This window comes from Amycolatopsis sp. NPDC004625 (assembly GCF_040609695.1).
GTDB lineage: Bacteria > Actinomycetota > Actinomycetes > Mycobacteriales > Pseudonocardiaceae > Amycolatopsis.
The window spans coordinates 117704-131478 of sequence record NZ_JBEXKX010000004.1 but is presented as its reverse complement, the minus strand read 5'-3'; the positions used below and the strand labels follow the sequence as shown (position 1 = coordinate 131478).

The 13775-nt window shown below is 64.9% G+C and carries 12 protein-coding genes and 1 tRNA gene; 6 read left to right on the top strand and 7 right to left on the bottom strand.

The features are described 5' to 3' along the window. Positions 1-13 precede the first annotated feature (13 nt). Positions 14-439: a contact-dependent growth inhibition system immunity protein gene (locus ABZW17_RS06075; RefSeq protein ID WP_354810159.1), complete on the top strand. Its 426-nt coding sequence runs from the start codon at positions 14-16 to the stop codon at positions 437-439. A 255-nt stretch (positions 440-694) separates the two neighbouring features. Here the strand turns inward: ABZW17_RS06075 and ABZW17_RS06070 are convergent, their stop codons facing one another. The 4 genes from ABZW17_RS06070 to ABZW17_RS06055 all read right to left on the bottom strand — a co-directional run bounded on the left by ABZW17_RS06070 (position 695) and on the right by ABZW17_RS06055 (position 7587). Beyond that, entirely contained in the window at positions 695-3832 is a 3138-nt protein-coding gene (locus ABZW17_RS06070) for a DEAD/DEAH box helicase family protein (protein ID WP_354810157.1), read from the bottom strand. Next, on the bottom strand, positions 3832-5067 hold the full coding sequence (locus tag ABZW17_RS06065; RefSeq protein ID WP_354810155.1) for a restriction endonuclease subunit S: 1236 nt from the start codon (positions 5065-5067) through the stop codon (positions 3832-3834). Before ABZW17_RS06065 ends, ABZW17_RS06070 begins: the two co-directional genes overlap by 1 nt. Further along, positions 5064-6809, bottom strand: a complete 1746-nt coding sequence (locus tag ABZW17_RS06060) for a class I SAM-dependent DNA methyltransferase (protein ID WP_354810153.1) — start codon at positions 6807-6809, stop codon at positions 5064-5066. The genes ABZW17_RS06065 and ABZW17_RS06060 overlap by 4 nt, the downstream gene beginning before the upstream one ends. A gap of 409 nt (positions 6810-7218) precedes the next feature. Further along, the gene (locus ABZW17_RS06055) at positions 7219-7587 is read right to left on the bottom strand and encodes a helix-turn-helix transcriptional regulator (protein ID WP_354810151.1); all 369 of its coding nucleotides are present in this window, start codon (positions 7585-7587) and stop codon (positions 7219-7221) included. 193 nt (positions 7588-7780) lie between these two features. Here ABZW17_RS06055 and ABZW17_RS06050 point away from each other — a divergent pair, with 193 nt between their 5' ends. Next, positions 7781-8242, top strand: coding sequence for a hypothetical protein (locus ABZW17_RS06050; RefSeq protein WP_354810149.1), 462 nt, complete (start codon positions 7781-7783; stop codon positions 8240-8242). Here the strand turns inward: ABZW17_RS06050 and ABZW17_RS06045 are convergent. Continuing rightward, positions 8239-9282, bottom strand: coding sequence for a hypothetical protein (locus tag ABZW17_RS06045; RefSeq protein ID WP_354810147.1), 1044 nt, complete (start codon positions 9280-9282; stop codon positions 8239-8241). The genes ABZW17_RS06050 and ABZW17_RS06045 overlap by 4 nt on opposite strands. Positions 9283-10335: 1053 nt before the next feature. On the opposite strand from ABZW17_RS06045, the gene ABZW17_RS06040 reads away from it, so the two are divergent. Both ABZW17_RS06040 and ABZW17_RS06035 read left to right on the top strand, forming a co-directional pair. Continuing rightward, positions 10336-10506: a hypothetical protein gene (locus tag ABZW17_RS06040; protein WP_354810145.1), complete on the top strand. Its 171-nt coding sequence runs from the start codon at positions 10336-10338 to the stop codon at positions 10504-10506. A gap of 8 nt (positions 10507-10514) precedes the next feature. Continuing rightward, entirely contained in the window at positions 10515-11546 is a 1032-nt protein-coding gene (locus tag ABZW17_RS06035) for a tyrosine-type recombinase/integrase (RefSeq protein WP_354810143.1), read from the top strand. A 415-nt stretch (positions 11547-11961) separates the two neighbouring features. Here the strand turns inward: ABZW17_RS06035 and ABZW17_RS06030 are convergent. Beyond that, positions 11962-12034, bottom strand: a tRNA-Lys gene (locus ABZW17_RS06030). 111 nt (positions 12035-12145) lie between these two features. Between ABZW17_RS06030 and ABZW17_RS06025 the strand changes: the two genes are divergently transcribed. Both ABZW17_RS06025 and ABZW17_RS06020 read left to right on the top strand, forming a co-directional pair. Continuing rightward, positions 12146-12532 (top strand): AAA family ATPase, encoded by a 387-nt coding sequence (locus ABZW17_RS06025; RefSeq protein WP_354810141.1) that lies wholly within the window; start codon positions 12146-12148, stop codon positions 12530-12532. Continuing rightward, positions 12469-12681 carry a hypothetical protein gene (locus ABZW17_RS06020; RefSeq protein ID WP_354810551.1) on the top strand — a complete coding sequence of 71 codons (213 nt, stop codon included), beginning with the start codon at positions 12469-12471 and terminating at the stop codon, positions 12679-12681. Before ABZW17_RS06025 ends, ABZW17_RS06020 begins: the two co-directional genes overlap by 64 nt. A gap of 55 nt (positions 12682-12736) precedes the next feature. On the opposite strand, the gene ABZW17_RS06015 is transcribed toward ABZW17_RS06020, so the two are convergent. Next, entirely contained in the window at positions 12737-13585 is an 849-nt protein-coding gene (locus ABZW17_RS06015) for a hypothetical protein (protein ID WP_354810139.1), read from the bottom strand. Between the last annotated feature and the right edge of the window lie 190 nt (positions 13586-13775).

The following is a 13775-nucleotide window of genomic DNA, read 5'->3' as shown; positions in this document are numbered from 1 at the left end:
GACACGAGGAGCCATGGGGACCAGTCACGACGTGGACGAATCGCTCACCCTCGAGCAGATCGAAGACCGCCACTGGGGCAACCCACCAGCCGACGCTACGCGGCTGATCAGGACCGTCTACGAGCTGCGCCACAAGCCGATCGGCTCCTTGGACGTCGAAGACCTCCGTATACTTCTGCTCCAGCAAGAGAGCCTCGACGTACTGGTCCCCATTGCGCTGACCCTCCTGGAGCAGAACCCTCTCGCCGAAGGCGACTTCTACCCCGGCGACCTGCTCACGGCCGTGCTGAAGATCCCGCAGGCTTACTGGCAACAGCACCCTGACCAAGGAAGCCGCGCTTCAGCCGTGACCGGAGCAGTCGAGTCCCTCGGCAACCTCGACGATCACGACGCACCACACGACACCATCTGGCAGCAGATCAACATGTTCCGCGGCTGACATTCACAATTAGGACAGTCGCAGACATCTGATCTGCGGAATTGCTTCAATACCTGTCGGAGCAAGACGGGAATGGCGCTGACCGCCGCCAACTGCACGAGCCGCTCTCGCTACCGCTGCGATAGCCGCCTGGAAACGCATGTGTGCGCGGCACGCCACCTGCGCGTTCGCCATCACCTTCGGATGACCGCCGGCAAGCTATCGAGACTGATCGAGAATGCTGAAACACCGTTCGTGACATGGCACCCAGGCTGCTCACACATCCGTCTGCTGATCGATCGCAGCCTCGTAAAAGGCGTCCGCGAGTGCCACGATGACAGCGTTGACGCCAGGCCCGTCACTGAAGAAGTAGTCCGCCATGGTGTTGTGGGCCTCCTGATTCTCGACCACCGCCTCGACGACCGCAGCCTGGAAGTCCTGCGACTCCATGAATTGCTTCTTCGAGTTCACCTTGGTCTGGTTGATCAAGTCCGGGTGGGCGAGCAGCCGCTGCACCAGGCCCTGCACGAACTCCCGGACCTGCGACCCCGTGAACGACTCGGCACCGAAGAGATCATTCATCTTGTCGATGACGACCTGGAGTGCGACGTACTTCGGCTCCTTCCGGCCGCCGGTGCCCGCAGCACTGATGCCTTTGAGCTCGCCGTCGCCGGTCAGCGAGATGTCGACTGCGGTTCCCTTGCTGTGCTTGACGCCGACGAGGACCACATCGGACAAATCGACCTCTGCGGCCCAGGACGACTCTGCGATGACCTTCTCCAGGAGCCGCAGGAAGATCGACAGCATCTCCATGTACGCGTCGCCATAGTCGACGATCTGGCTCATGAAGTCGTAGAGCCGGACAAGGGTGGAGACGTCCTTGCGGAACAGGTCGAGAGTGTTGAGGATGACCTTGTCATCGGCCTCAATCGCAGCCGCGTAGCGGCGGGCGAACTCGTTCTTGGCTGGGCTGATCGCAGCCGAAAGCGCGTTGTTGCCCTTCCGCGTGACCCACAGTTCGGCGACCTCGCGCACCTGCTCTGGCGTATAGATACCAGCCTGGTCGAGCTTGGTGGCGAGGTGGAAGACGACGTACGGATCGGTCTCGGTCTCCAGGGTGGCGTTCGTGAAGTACGGCTCGAACGCGGCCCGGATGTCCTCGGGGTTGTTCACGAAGTCGATGACGAACGTCTTGCGCTTGCGCTCTCCGCCCGCAGTGCGATAGGTGCGGTTGAGCCGCGACAGCGTCTGCACGGCAGTGACCCCGGAGAGCTTCTTGTCGACGTACATCGCCGAGAGCAGCGGCTGGTCGAACCCTGTCTGATATTTGTTGGCGACTAGCATGATCTTGTACGTTGCGCCCTTGAAGGCGGCGGCCAAGTCCGAGCCGGCGCCCGGGTTGAGGTTGGCCTCGGTGAACTCGTCGTCCTTACTCGGCTGCGCCCCCCAGTCCGAAGCCCACTCTTCGTCCTCGGCCATCGTCACCGAGCCGGAGAAGGCGACCAGGGTCCGGTAGTTGTACGAGGCATCGTTGACGGCCCGCTTGGCGATGTACGCGTCGATCGCCTTCTTGTACTTCACTGCGGCCTTGCGAGAGTCGGTGACGACCATCGCCTTCGCCTTGCCCTCGAGCAGGTGGGCGACGTTGGCGTGGAAGTGCTCGACGATGATCTGCACTTTCTGGCTGATGTTGGTCGGGTGCAGCTTCACCCACCGCATCAACCCTTTGCGCGCCGCGGCCTCGTCCACTACCACGTCGCCGTCGCCGCTCTCGGCTTGCCCGGCGATCTTCAGCGCGGTGTCGTAGGGCTGGTAACCCTTGAGCACGTCGAGGATGTAACCCTCCTCGATCGCCTGCCGCATCGAGTAGAGGTGAAACTCGACCGGCTTGCCGTCAGGGCCCTTGCGGCCGAAGAGTTCCAGGGTCTTGTTCTTCGGTGTCGCGGTGAACGCGAAGTAGGAGATGTTCTTCGACTCGGCCCGCTCAGTCATCTCCGAAGCCAAGATCGACTCGACATTGATCGAGCCGCCCTCCTCGATCTCCTTGACCTCCTCAGCGGTCAGCACGGCCTTGAGCTTGGAGGAAATCTGTCCGGACTGTGAGGAGTGCGCCTCGTCCGCGATCACCGCGAACCGCTTGCCCTTCAGACCTTTGTCGGCCCGGATCTCGTCGAGTGCGAACGGGAAGGTCTGCACCGTGACAGCGATGATCAGCTCCCCGTTCTTCAACGCAGTCGCCAGCAGTCCGGACTTCGACTTGGCTCCCGCCTTGCGCACGTCCTCCGGACTGATCGTGGTCACGATCTTTCCCGACCCGTCGATCTGCCGGATCGCTTCCTGGAGCTGCCCGTCAAGCACGGTGCGGTCCACGACCACAATCACCGAGTCGAAGACCTTCTTGTCCTTCACGTGTAACCGCGCCAGACGATGCGCGGTCCAGGCGATGGTGTTGGTCTTGCCCGAGCCTGCGGAGTGTTCGATCAGGTAGCGGTGGCCCACCCCCTCCTCGCGCACCGCGGCCACGATGTTTGTCACCGCCTCCCATTGGTGGAACCGGGGGAAGAGCATGCTCGTGCGCCGCACCGACGTCCCGGTCGCGACGTCCCACTCCTCCTTGGTCTCCACGATCATCAGTCGGCCGATGATGTTGAGCCAGGCGTGCTTCTCCCAGACCCGCTCCCACAGGTACGCGGTTGCTGAACGCCCGCCCGTACCCGGCGGGTTCCCCGCACCATCCTCATGGCCGACGTTGAATGGCAGGAAGTGCGTCTTCTCGCCCTCGAGCCGGGTGGTCATCGCGGCTAGGTCGTTGGAGACCGCGAAGTGCACCACCGCCCGGTGCCCGAACGACAGCAGCGGCTCGAGCCTCCCGTTGGTCAGCGGATTCCGGTTCTTGCGGTACTGGTTGATCGCCTGATCGAGGGACTGTGTGAAGTCGGTCTTCAATTCGACCGTCGCGACCGGGAGCCCGTTGATGAAGAAGACCAGGTCGATGCTGCGCTGGTCGGCGGTGGAGAAGTAGACCTGCCGCATCACCCGTACCCGCATCTCCGCGTACTGCTCGTTGGTGGTCGCATTCAGGCTGGTCTCGGGCCGGAACTGCGCCATCTTCAGCCGGCCACCGCCGATGTACTGCACTCCGTTGCGCAGGATGTTCAACGTCCCGCCACCGTGTTCGAGAGGCTTGTCAAGCGACGTGGCCAGCACGTCGAGGAACTTCGCCTCCGACCCTGCCGCTTTCAGCGCCTTCTCGTATGGTGCCGGTTGGGTCTCTTTCAGCCAGGCGAACAGGTCATCGGGGAAGAGCGCCCGCTCCCGGTCGTAGCCGGTGTCGTCCTCCGAGTACAGCCACCCATGGTCAGCCAGGTACTCGCAGATCTCGGTCTCGAAGACGACCTCGTTGTGACCGGCCATCAGACCATCTCCCGTACGTCGATCTGCCCCGTCACCGCCGCCGTGATCAACGCCGCCCGGCGCTCCCGGGCGAGCTCGATGAACCGCTCAGTCTCGATGATGAGTGTGTCGATCTTGGCCAACCGGCTAATGAGGTCAGCAGCCGCGTTGGGATCAGTAGGCAGGTTGATGTCGAACCGCGCAAGGTCCTTCATACCGAGCGTGGGCTGAATGCTGTCTCCGCTCGTCGCCAACTCAGCCTGATACAGAAATTTGTTGGATCCGATCCAGGCGCATAAGAGGGGGGCTATAGCCGGGTCTTTGCAGCGGAGTACAGCCACCGCCCGCGCGACGTTCGCGCCCGCGAGCCACCGAGGTGCGAGCGCAGCCTGCCCCATCTTGCCGACAACGCCGAGAAGCACTTCACCGCCGACGATCTTCGTGCGTGAGTACTCGTCCGACTGCTCCGGCGCGATCGCCAGCATGGGCCGCTCCGGTGTGAGGTTCAACAGGTCGCCGACCCGAACAAACGGAACGCCCTCCGCCTCTTCCACGTACCTCGGCACCAGCACGCCGTACGACGGGCGGGCCGCCAGCATTCGTCCGACTTTAGTTGCCTCGGTCGACGGGTCGGTATCGAATGCTGCGGAGAGTACTGCGGCACGGCGCTCGCGGAGCATCTCGATCAGGCGCTGCTGCTCCTCGATGAGCGTGTCGATGCGAGCGGTCTCGCGGTCGAGGTAGTCGGCGATGGCGCGCTGCTCCTCCAGCGGGGCCAGTGGGATCGGAATCCTGGCGAGCTTCTCCGCCGTGAGGTGCGGCATCGAGACAACGTTGGAGCAGGCACGGATGAAACCGCTTGCCCGCAGCGCAATCAGGTAGAACGCGATGAAGCGGCCGTCGTAACCGCTAATCGGTCGGAGCCGGTTGATCGAGTTTTGGAATCCCCAGCCCAATAGCTCCTCATCAACGTACGCGGCACGGCCGAACCCGCCCTGGCCGCCCTCGACAACGACCACGTCACCGACTCTGATGTTCAATTGCTCCAATTCGGCCTCGCCGAACCACATCTCGTTCACGTCATCGAGGGCCAACGCGCCGTCGGGCTGCACATTTGCGGCACGCATGTAGGGCGCACGTACGTCCCCGCCCGAGTCCTTGCTCTGCAACATCTTGCCAAGAGTGACCGTCGCAGCATGCTTGACCTGTCCTGTCTGCCAGCCATCAGGCAACGACTCCCACAGTGGTCCCGTCACTGCTCAACCTCCCGCAGCAAGTCGAGGATCTTGGCGACCTGCTTCTCCAGGTCGGCGTCGATCTCGGCAAGAGGACGGGGCGGGACGTACTTGTAGAAGTGGCGGGTGAAGGGAATCTCGTAGCCGATCTTGACCTTGGTCCAATCGATCCAAGCGTCGGGGACGTGCGGCTTCACCTCGGCGTCGAAGTACGCCTGGATCACCTCGACCTTGCCGGCCACACCGGCGGTCGAGCCGCCGTGGGTGAACGGGACGTTCTCGGTGTCGCGCTTCTTCGTGTCCGGCTTGGGCTTGCCTTTGCGGTCGACGACCGGCTTGCCATCCTCGTCGAGGAGGGGACGCTCGACGGTGATGGTCCAGTAGCCGAACTCGTCGTTGCGCAGCACCTTGGAGCAATCGGGGTCGGCGTCGAGGAAGTCGTCGTACAACTTCACCACCTTGACCCGGTCTGCCTCGCTGAGCTCACGGTTCTTGGCACCGAGATTCTTCCGCATCTTGGTCCAGAACGACGAACCGTCGATGAGCTGGACCAGGCCCTTGCGGTCGGGGTGCTTGGTGTTGTCGAGGATCCAAATGTAGGTGGCAATACCGGTGTTGAAGAACATGTTCGTCGGCAGCGCGACGATGGCATCGATCAGGTCGTTCTCCAGCAGCCACTTGCGGATGTTGGAGGGCCCGGACTCGGCGCCACCGTTAAAAAGCGGCGAGCCGTTCATCACGATCCCGGCGCGGCCGCCGCCGTCCTCCGGGGCGCGCAGCTTATGAACCAGGTGGAGCAGGAAGAGCATCTGCCCGTCTGAGGTCGAAGGGAGGCCCGGGACGAACCGGCCATAGGGCCCCGCTGACTCCTTCTCTTTGGTGACCGCCTTGGCGTACTGCTTCCAGTCGACGCCGTACGGCGGGTTGGACATGCAGAAGTCGAACTGGCGGCCTTTGAACGCATCATCGGTGAGCGTGTTGCCGAAAGCAATATTGGTCTCGTCATGGCCCTTGGCCAGCAAGTCGGACTTGCAAATGGCGTACGACTGCGGGTTGTACTCCTGGCCGTACAGGCTCAGCTTCGCGCCGGGATTCTGTGCAAGCAGGTGCTCCTCGGCCAAGGCGAGCATACCGCCGGTGCCCGCAGTCGGGTCGTACAACGTGCGGACGATGCCGGCCTCGGTCAGGTCGGCGTCCTTCTCGGCGAAGAGCAGGTCGACCAGCAGCCGGATCGCGTCGCGCGGGGTGTAATGGTCGCCGGAGGTCTCGTTCGCGGCCTCGTTGAACTTGCGGATGATGTACTCGAACGCATCGCCCATGTCGGCGTTGGAGACGACATCCGGATGCAGGTCGACGGCTTTGAAGGAGGTGATGACCTCGCGCAGGAGTTCCGCCTTCTCCAGGGCCAGGATCTCCTTCTTGAAGTCGAAGTACTCGAACACGTCGACATCGGGTGAGAACCGGTCGATGTAGTCGGCCAGGTTGTCCGCCAGCCCGTCGGCGTCGGCCAGCAGGTTGGCGAAGGAGTAGTTCGAGGTGTTGAAGAACGACCGGCCGGTCGCCTTCTTGACCTCGATCCTGAGCCGGTTCGGGTTGTCGTACTTCGCCGCGAGCTTGCGTACCGTCTCGCGGTCGGGCTCGAGGATGCAGTCGAGGCGGCGCAGGATCGTGAGCGGGAGGACCACGTTGCCGTACTGGTTGGGGCGGTAGGGACCCCGAAGCTGATCAGCGATCGACCAGATAAAACTACCGAGAGTGCTCACGCGGCTCCTTACGACGTTCACTCGACGATGAATGGTGGACGTCCAGCTTGAGGACGTGGGCACCGTCCGACCAGGCGGCGCACAGTCTGCGACAGCCGGCGCGTCACTGGGACATCATGGCGCATCGCCAGTCCTCGCGGCGGCGCCACCAGCGCTCGGCCGCGTGAGAGCCTGTAACCGACGCTTGCGTGGCCAGGGCGTTTAGGCTCATGCAAACGAGAAGCCAGGCGGCGATCACTCGGCCACGAGCTCGATCTACCCTGCGGCGAGGTCGCTGGGCTGCGCACGCTGCCCCCTTGCCGCAGGCAGACGCGCCGACTGCACCACCTCCGCCGGAACGACGAACCGACGGCCGGGCCGACCGCAAACCGGGGACAAGAGAAACCTGGTCCGCGTATGAACGTCGGTGTCATCCTGGTTGTCGTCGTTGGCGCGTGTTCGGCCACCCCGCAGCCTGCCAGGCATGGGCAAGACGTGTGGCGGGCATCGGCCCGATCAACTCGTCGATGGAACGAAGTTCGTAGCACTGCATCAGGGAGAGCAACGTGCTGAGCTGCGGATTCGGGAAGCGCGCACGTTCAAGCTTGACGAGGGTGTTCCGCGTGATGCCCGCAGTCACCGCGGCGACTTCTTGTGTCAGACCCCGTTGCTCGCGTAGCTCGCGGAGACGGCGGCCGAAGTGCACACTAAAGTGGTCGTCGAAGGACGGAGATGGAACTGCCTTGAGGAGACGCGGCGTCCGCCCAGGACCCTCGCCGGGTGGTTCTCCAGCTGGCATTTTGCCCCCTCGAATCGTTGACCGTTTGACCAGCCTTGCCTCGGCGCGCCTCCTTGAGGATGCCTACTTGAGTGGGCACAATCAAGGAGACATGACGGCTCAGGCGATGGACTCCACGTGGTCAGCACCCTCTGGTGCTGGGCTGATGCGTGCCGCGGAGGCAGTGCCTGGCTTGCTCGGTATACCCGGTCGGGTGTGCACCGTTCGATTCCAGGGCAAGACGGTCACGGCCATTGCCGAGCTCGACCGATCGGCTCACGACGTGCTTCACCGCGAACCGATTACGGACCTCTTGGCGTTGGAGCTGGTCTCAGGTAGCGCGGAGAACCTCGAATGGGCCCGACCTGTCACGATCCAGGCCATCGTCGTGGCCGGACGTGATCCTGTTCGCGCCGTACAACGGGCAGGCCGGTGGGCGTCCTACGCGTCTCGGGTCGCGATTGTTTCCGCTGATCGCATCACTGAGCACGCCATGGCCGAGGCGGGCCTGCGTGGTGTGTGGCTGGTCGCGGCCGGACACCCGGCACGAATCGCCTCGGCAGGCGAGGGCGGGCCGACGCCCGGGTCCAGCAGGGGCCTCCTGCACCGCCTGCTGGACGAAGTGATCCTTGCCGAGTTGCGCAGCGACTCAACTCCGGGAATTGTGTCCGTCTAGCCCGCGGCCTGCCAGTGCCTCAAGGCTGGCGGCACCCTGAGAAAGACCGGCGACGTGTTCACCGCCGCATGTTCCTCTTCGCCACGCCGGCACCAGGAGGACCAAGCCCTGACCCGGTCACTTCCTGCGGGCAGAGCGACAAGCTGGTGGCGGAGGCCGAGAACGCACGCAAGATTGTGCTGCCTCACCTCGTAGGTCGATGCGATGGCCAAGCGATCGAGCCGAGCGCCGCGGCAGATTTGGCAGTCACACCTCCACCGCGGGACTGTCGGTGTGGCCATCACGGCGTCGTGGAGAAGGTCGCGGTAGTGCAAGGCAAGTCCTGCGGGCCAGAGAGCTGATTCCTTACCGGGAGTGCCCCCACCACCGGCTCGCTGGGGATACAGGTGTCGTAGTGCTGTCGTACCTCCGTATGCGGCGGCCAGCGCGCCATGAGCGAGTAGCCCAACCGCACTCGTGTCGCAGCGCAACGGAATGACCGGGATCCCGCTGCGGATCACGGCGAGTAGTCCCTGGAGTATGCGGTTCGCCCCGAAGGGGTCGCCGGCATGCTCGATGATCACGGCGATTGGCACCGAGACCTGGGCGAGTTCGGTGAGCAGCAGCCGGAGGCCGGCGCCGTATAACCACCAGTTGGCCAGAGCCAATGGTGCGATGGCTCCCGGGATCGCTGCCGAGTTCCGCAAAACTGTCTGGAGGCCATTCAGGTCCGTTGCCGCAACGTAGCCGGCATCCGGCATGATTACCGGCAGTCCCAGATCCCGCTGCCACGAAATCCAGTTGGAGTCGAATGGATGGGCCGCGGGCAACCGGTTCCGTCCCTTATAACGCTGGCGGTCCGGCAACATCAACTGCTGGAAACCGCGCCCTCGAAGATAGCGGACGGCCATCTTCGCTTCCTTGTCCCCGGAAACGACGAGGCCACCACCGGGCACTCCTGCTACTGAGGCAAGCGGCTGTGCATCCGCCGGGTCTACTTGTGCCAGCAGTACATCCGTAATCGCGAAGACGCCGCGTGCCGTTGTCCGGGTTGCCGTCATCAAGCCTCCTCGAGGACCTGTAACTGACTACGGTACGGCGGCCGGGTAACACCCTCGGTGCGCGACACGCCGGACGAGTCGTGAAGCGAAGGAAGAATTTGGCACACCTGCCACTCGAACAACAATCTCCACATGAGCCACAGCGCGAGTGCTTCAGAGCGATCAAGAGACCGCTGCGAAACGGTGAACACCTCGTGAACCGGGACAGCGAGATGGCTGGCTGCCTCGTGATCAACGAGAGTATCGCAGCTCGACATGCTGGCAATGTCCGTGATTGACGAGGCGGGACTTCTGCCTGTTTTGATCTACGATGCACGTAGGGACCGAGGACGCCACAGCGCGCCAATTTTTATCCCGCTTCGCGTGGCTTTATCACAAATAGACAGTCCCTTATGGACATTCGCGAGATATGGGTTCACGATCATAGTACTGCGGTGTTCCGTCATGATCGCAGCGGCAAACTCCGCCCGGCAGCCCAGTAGCCTCAGCGAGGACGCGGTTGGCGGGTGTTCTTTACCGTGAATTGAGGCGTATGACCATGGCATCGGATCCCGGAATTTTGAAGCGATGAGGGTGGCACGATTCATCTGATGGCGCAGCTGGGCCTGGGCGGATCACCGAACTGGGCCCTGCCCGGACGGAGGCAATGTTCATCACCGTGATCCACACCTACGTGACCGACGATCGGCCGTTGCCGCCGGACACGCTGCAGCGCATCGACGCCACCTGCACGCCGTGCCCAGCACCGCCGTCGGTCGGGACCCGCCGGCCTCGACCCGGCCATCGGCCGCGACCGAGACCCGGCGCAGATCGGCGACCTGGCCAGCTCGTTGGTCTGCCCCGCGTGAGGAGTCTCTATGTCGGCAAAGGATGTGTTCAAGCGGTGTGGGTGCCGGTGTCCGGCGACGGGGAGGTAGCTGGGTGCGCGTTGTCGCCGATTGGCTGAACCGGAGCACGGGTCGTGGTGGTTCGCGGTCGAAGGTCCCCGAGCCGGAGACGGGTCTCGTACGCGGGCGGGTGCGTCGCGGCGGCTACCCCTCGGAGGAGGCCGCGATGGCCGCCCGGGACCAGGTCGCGGCGGCCACCAAGGGCATCGGGCTGACAACCGGTCACTGGCTGGAGTACTGGATCCGCACCGTCCGGCTCCGTTCCAGCACACGTCGGAACTACCGGCAGCACGTCGTCACCTACCTGCCCCCCAGCTGGGTGACCTGCCGTTGGTGACCCTCAGCGTGAGCGACGTGCAGAAGGCGTTCACCGCGATCGCGGCCGGGACCGGGTCCCGCTACGGACGACTGGCGCCATCGACCGTGGCGCGGGTCCGTGCGACGTTGAGCTCCGCGCTGCGAGCCGCGGTGAAGGAAGGACTGCTGGCACGCAACCCGGCACGAGGCCGGGAGATCGACCTCCCGGAAGCGGTGGCGCCGCGGCCGTACGTGTGGACTGAAGAGCGGGTGGCGCGCTGGCGGGCAACCGGATGGCGCCTGGGACCGGTGTGCGTGTGGACTCGAGAACAGACGATCGAGTTCCTCAAAGCCATTGCCGGGCACAAGCGCTACCTGTATTACCATCTCGTGGCCGTCACCGGACTGCGCCGCAGCGAAGCCGCCGCCTTGCGCGAGGTCGACGTGGACCTGCGCCACCGCGAGCTGTTCGTCATCACCAGACCGGACCCCGGAGAGCAGGCTGACGGTGACGGGAGACTGAAAAGCCGATCCAGCACACGGACCATCGCTCTCGACCACCTCACCGCCGGCCTGGTGCGGCGCTACCTCACCGCACGAGCCGGGCTCCCCGCAGGACCAGCAGGAGAGCGGTACCTGTTCACCACCCCCACCGGGATGCCATGCCGGTGCGACCTGTTCACCCACGAGTTCGAGGACCTGCTGGCCGAACACACCCAGCTACCGCCGATCCGGCTGCACGACCTCCGCCACGGCGCAGCCTCACTGTCCCTGGCCGCCGGCAGCGACCTCGAAAGCACCCAGGACATGCTCGGACACGCCTCCATGACCTTCACCGCCGACTACTACATCTCGCTCCACCCCTGCACCCGCCACCAAGCCGCCGAGAAAATCAGCGCCTCCTTGTTCCCTGCACCCTCCGGCCGTACGCACCGGGCCCGGCTCCCGCTCCACTGCCGACGCGTGGCGGGCAGTGCCACCGGGTGCCCGCACGCACCAACAGCTACCCCGAAAATCTCTAACCCGCGGACCACGAGTCCGCGGGTGCGCGGCATCGCGATGCCGCACGTGTGCGCTTGACCTGGGAATATGCTGCCCAGGAGCGGGCACCGATGTCTCCGATTGGGCTCCATTGCTCACGCCACACTCAAAACGCCGTTATCAATCCGCTGCGATCGACGCCTCGGGCCTCACGATCGGACACACAATCGTCACACCAGGAACCACCGACTCAGGACAGAATGACAGCAGCCCAGCCGCCCACAAGCATCCTACCGAAGTCCATTGTCCCGGCTACAGCAACAAAATACCTGCCGCAGTCGAATTTCGGGACCGTTCACCTTAGCCGCGAGCAGCCCCGGCGTCGGCCTATTTCGTCACGGCCACCGATCCTCATGTCCACGCCGTAGCCACACGCCCGGCCACACATGACCCCGCGGACTTGCCCGAAGATCACCAATCTCCCTGTTTTCGCAGGTCAGAAGCAGGATCGCAGTGGGCCGCCTGGGGCTCGAACCCAGAACCTACGGATTAAAAGTCCGCAGCTCTACCAATTGAGCTAACGGCCCGCGCCACCAGTTTAGCCAGGGCGCCGTCGGCCGCCTGCACTCCGGGTCCGGGTCGCGCTCCCGCGGAGGTCAAGACTGGTTCTCCAGCCGCCGGCTCTGCATGATGCCCGCATGGCTGGTTCGCTGCTGATCCTCACCGGGCCGCCCGGGGCCGGGAAGTCCACCGTTGCGCGGCTCGTCACCGAAAACGCGCCTCATGCGGCCGTGCACCTGCACACCGACAGCTTCTGCGTCTGGATCCGGACCGGGTTCGTTCCGCCCTACCTGCCCGAGGCCGCCCGGCAGAACGACGTTGTGCTCGGGGTCATCGCCGAGGCCGCCTGTGGGTATGCGCGCGGGGGTTACGACGTTGTGCTCGACGGGTCGTCGGGCCGTGGGCGCTGCAGCCGTTCCGGGACTCCGCGCTGCGCGACGGTCTGGACCTCTTCTACGTCGTGCTCCGGCCGAGCCTCGATGTCACCCTCGCGCGCGGGACCGCCCGCGGTGCGGCGGAACTGACCGACGTCGAGCCGCTCAAGGGGATGCATGCCGCGTTCAGTCGGCTCGGGGACCTCGAACGGCATGTCCTCGACACCTCCGCGCAGACCGTCGAAGAGACCGCCGACGACGTGCGGAACCGGGGCCGCTCGGCAGCCTTCGCGCTCTGATGCTCCTGTGTGGACGTACGCGCGGGGTCCCGTCCGGACCCCGCGCGTCAGGCCGTCAACACTGCACGAAGAGACCCGTGTAAGCCGTGCACTTCTTCGACACGCTGTCGTTGGCGACGTTCGGGTCGGCCGGGGCGCTCGCCGCGCGCTGGGCCGTGGCCGTGAACGCGCCCCACGCGAAGAATCCGCCTTCCGACGTGAACTTCGCCGTCGCCGAGGCGCCCGGGGCCAGGGTGCCGATCGTGCAGGTCAGCGTCGCTCCCGAGCGGGTGCAGCCCGTGGCCGAGGTGATCGTGCGGCCGGTACCCGGGTTGGCCGTCACGCGGACGCCGGTCGCGGACGCCGGTCCGGTGTTCGACACCGTGATCACGTAGTCGACCCGGGCGACCACGCCGAAGTGGGGCGTGCCGGTCAGCGCGACCTTGACGTCGGCCTTGGCCGGCGCGGCGATCGTCACGGCCGGGCCGTCTTCGACCGCGAACGCGTAGTTGTCGCCGGCGAACTGGTGCTGGAGCGTGAACTCGCCGGGCTCGACGTCGTCCTTGAGGCGCAGCGTCCACGTCACCGTCCGGCTCTCGCCCGCGCCCAGGTCGCCGACGCCGCCGCGGAAGCTGCTCAGGTACGGCGCGCACGGGGCGATCGCGCCGGCGCAGGACACCAGGTCCAGCACGTCGGCGATCGGCTTTTCCTTGACGTAGAGCGCCGCCTTCGCGCCGGTGACGGTGAAGTCCGTCGGGTTGGTCAGCTGCTCGGTGACCGTGAGCGTGTCGCCCGCGCGGACCGTGGTCGCGCTGACGTCGATCGTGCTCGCGGGCGGCGCCGCGGCCGCGACGGCGGGTGCTGCGCACAGGACCGCCGTCGTCAGCGCGGCCAGCACGGCAGTTCTTCGTCCGGTTCGCTGCATAGTCGTGATCTCCTGGTTCCGAACCGAGGGGTGCCGCTCCGACCGGTCAAGACGGGCGTGCGCAGCAGGGTGACGAAGATCAGATCGGCGCACCCGGATTTTCGTTACCGGGTTCTTCGAACCGTGCTTGAACTGGGGTTTTCGGCCGGTTGCCCGGTCACCGGCCACCCCGGTGATCCGAAAATTGTCG

What these genes read in the sequence shown, in the direction of transcription:
- ABZW17_RS06025 (WP_354810141.1), top strand. Translation starts at nt 12,146, where the DNA reads ATGGCTGGTTCGCTGCTGATCCTCACCGGGCCGCCCGGGGCCGGGAAG.
- ABZW17_RS06055 (WP_354810151.1), bottom strand. Translation starts at nt 7,587, where the DNA reads ATGCCAGCTGGAGAACCACCCGGCGAGGGTCCTGGGCGGACGCCGCGT.
- ABZW17_RS06040 (WP_354810145.1), top strand. Translation starts at nt 10,336, where the DNA reads ATGGCCGCCCGGGACCAGGTCGCGGCGGCCACCAAGGGCATCGGGCTG.
- ABZW17_RS06075 (WP_354810159.1), top strand. Translation starts at nt 14, where the DNA reads ATGGGGACCAGTCACGACGTGGACGAATCGCTCACCCTCGAGCAGATC.
- ABZW17_RS06045 (WP_354810147.1), bottom strand. Translation starts at nt 9,282, where the DNA reads ATGACGGCAACCCGGACAACGGCACGCGGCGTCTTCGCGATTACGGAT.
- ABZW17_RS06070 (WP_354810157.1), bottom strand. Translation starts at nt 3,832, where the DNA reads ATGGCCGGTCACAACGAGGTCGTCTTCGAGACCGAGATCTGCGAGTAC.
- ABZW17_RS06015 (WP_354810139.1), bottom strand. Translation starts at nt 13,585, where the DNA reads ATGCAGCGAACCGGACGAAGAACTGCCGTGCTGGCCGCGCTGACGACG.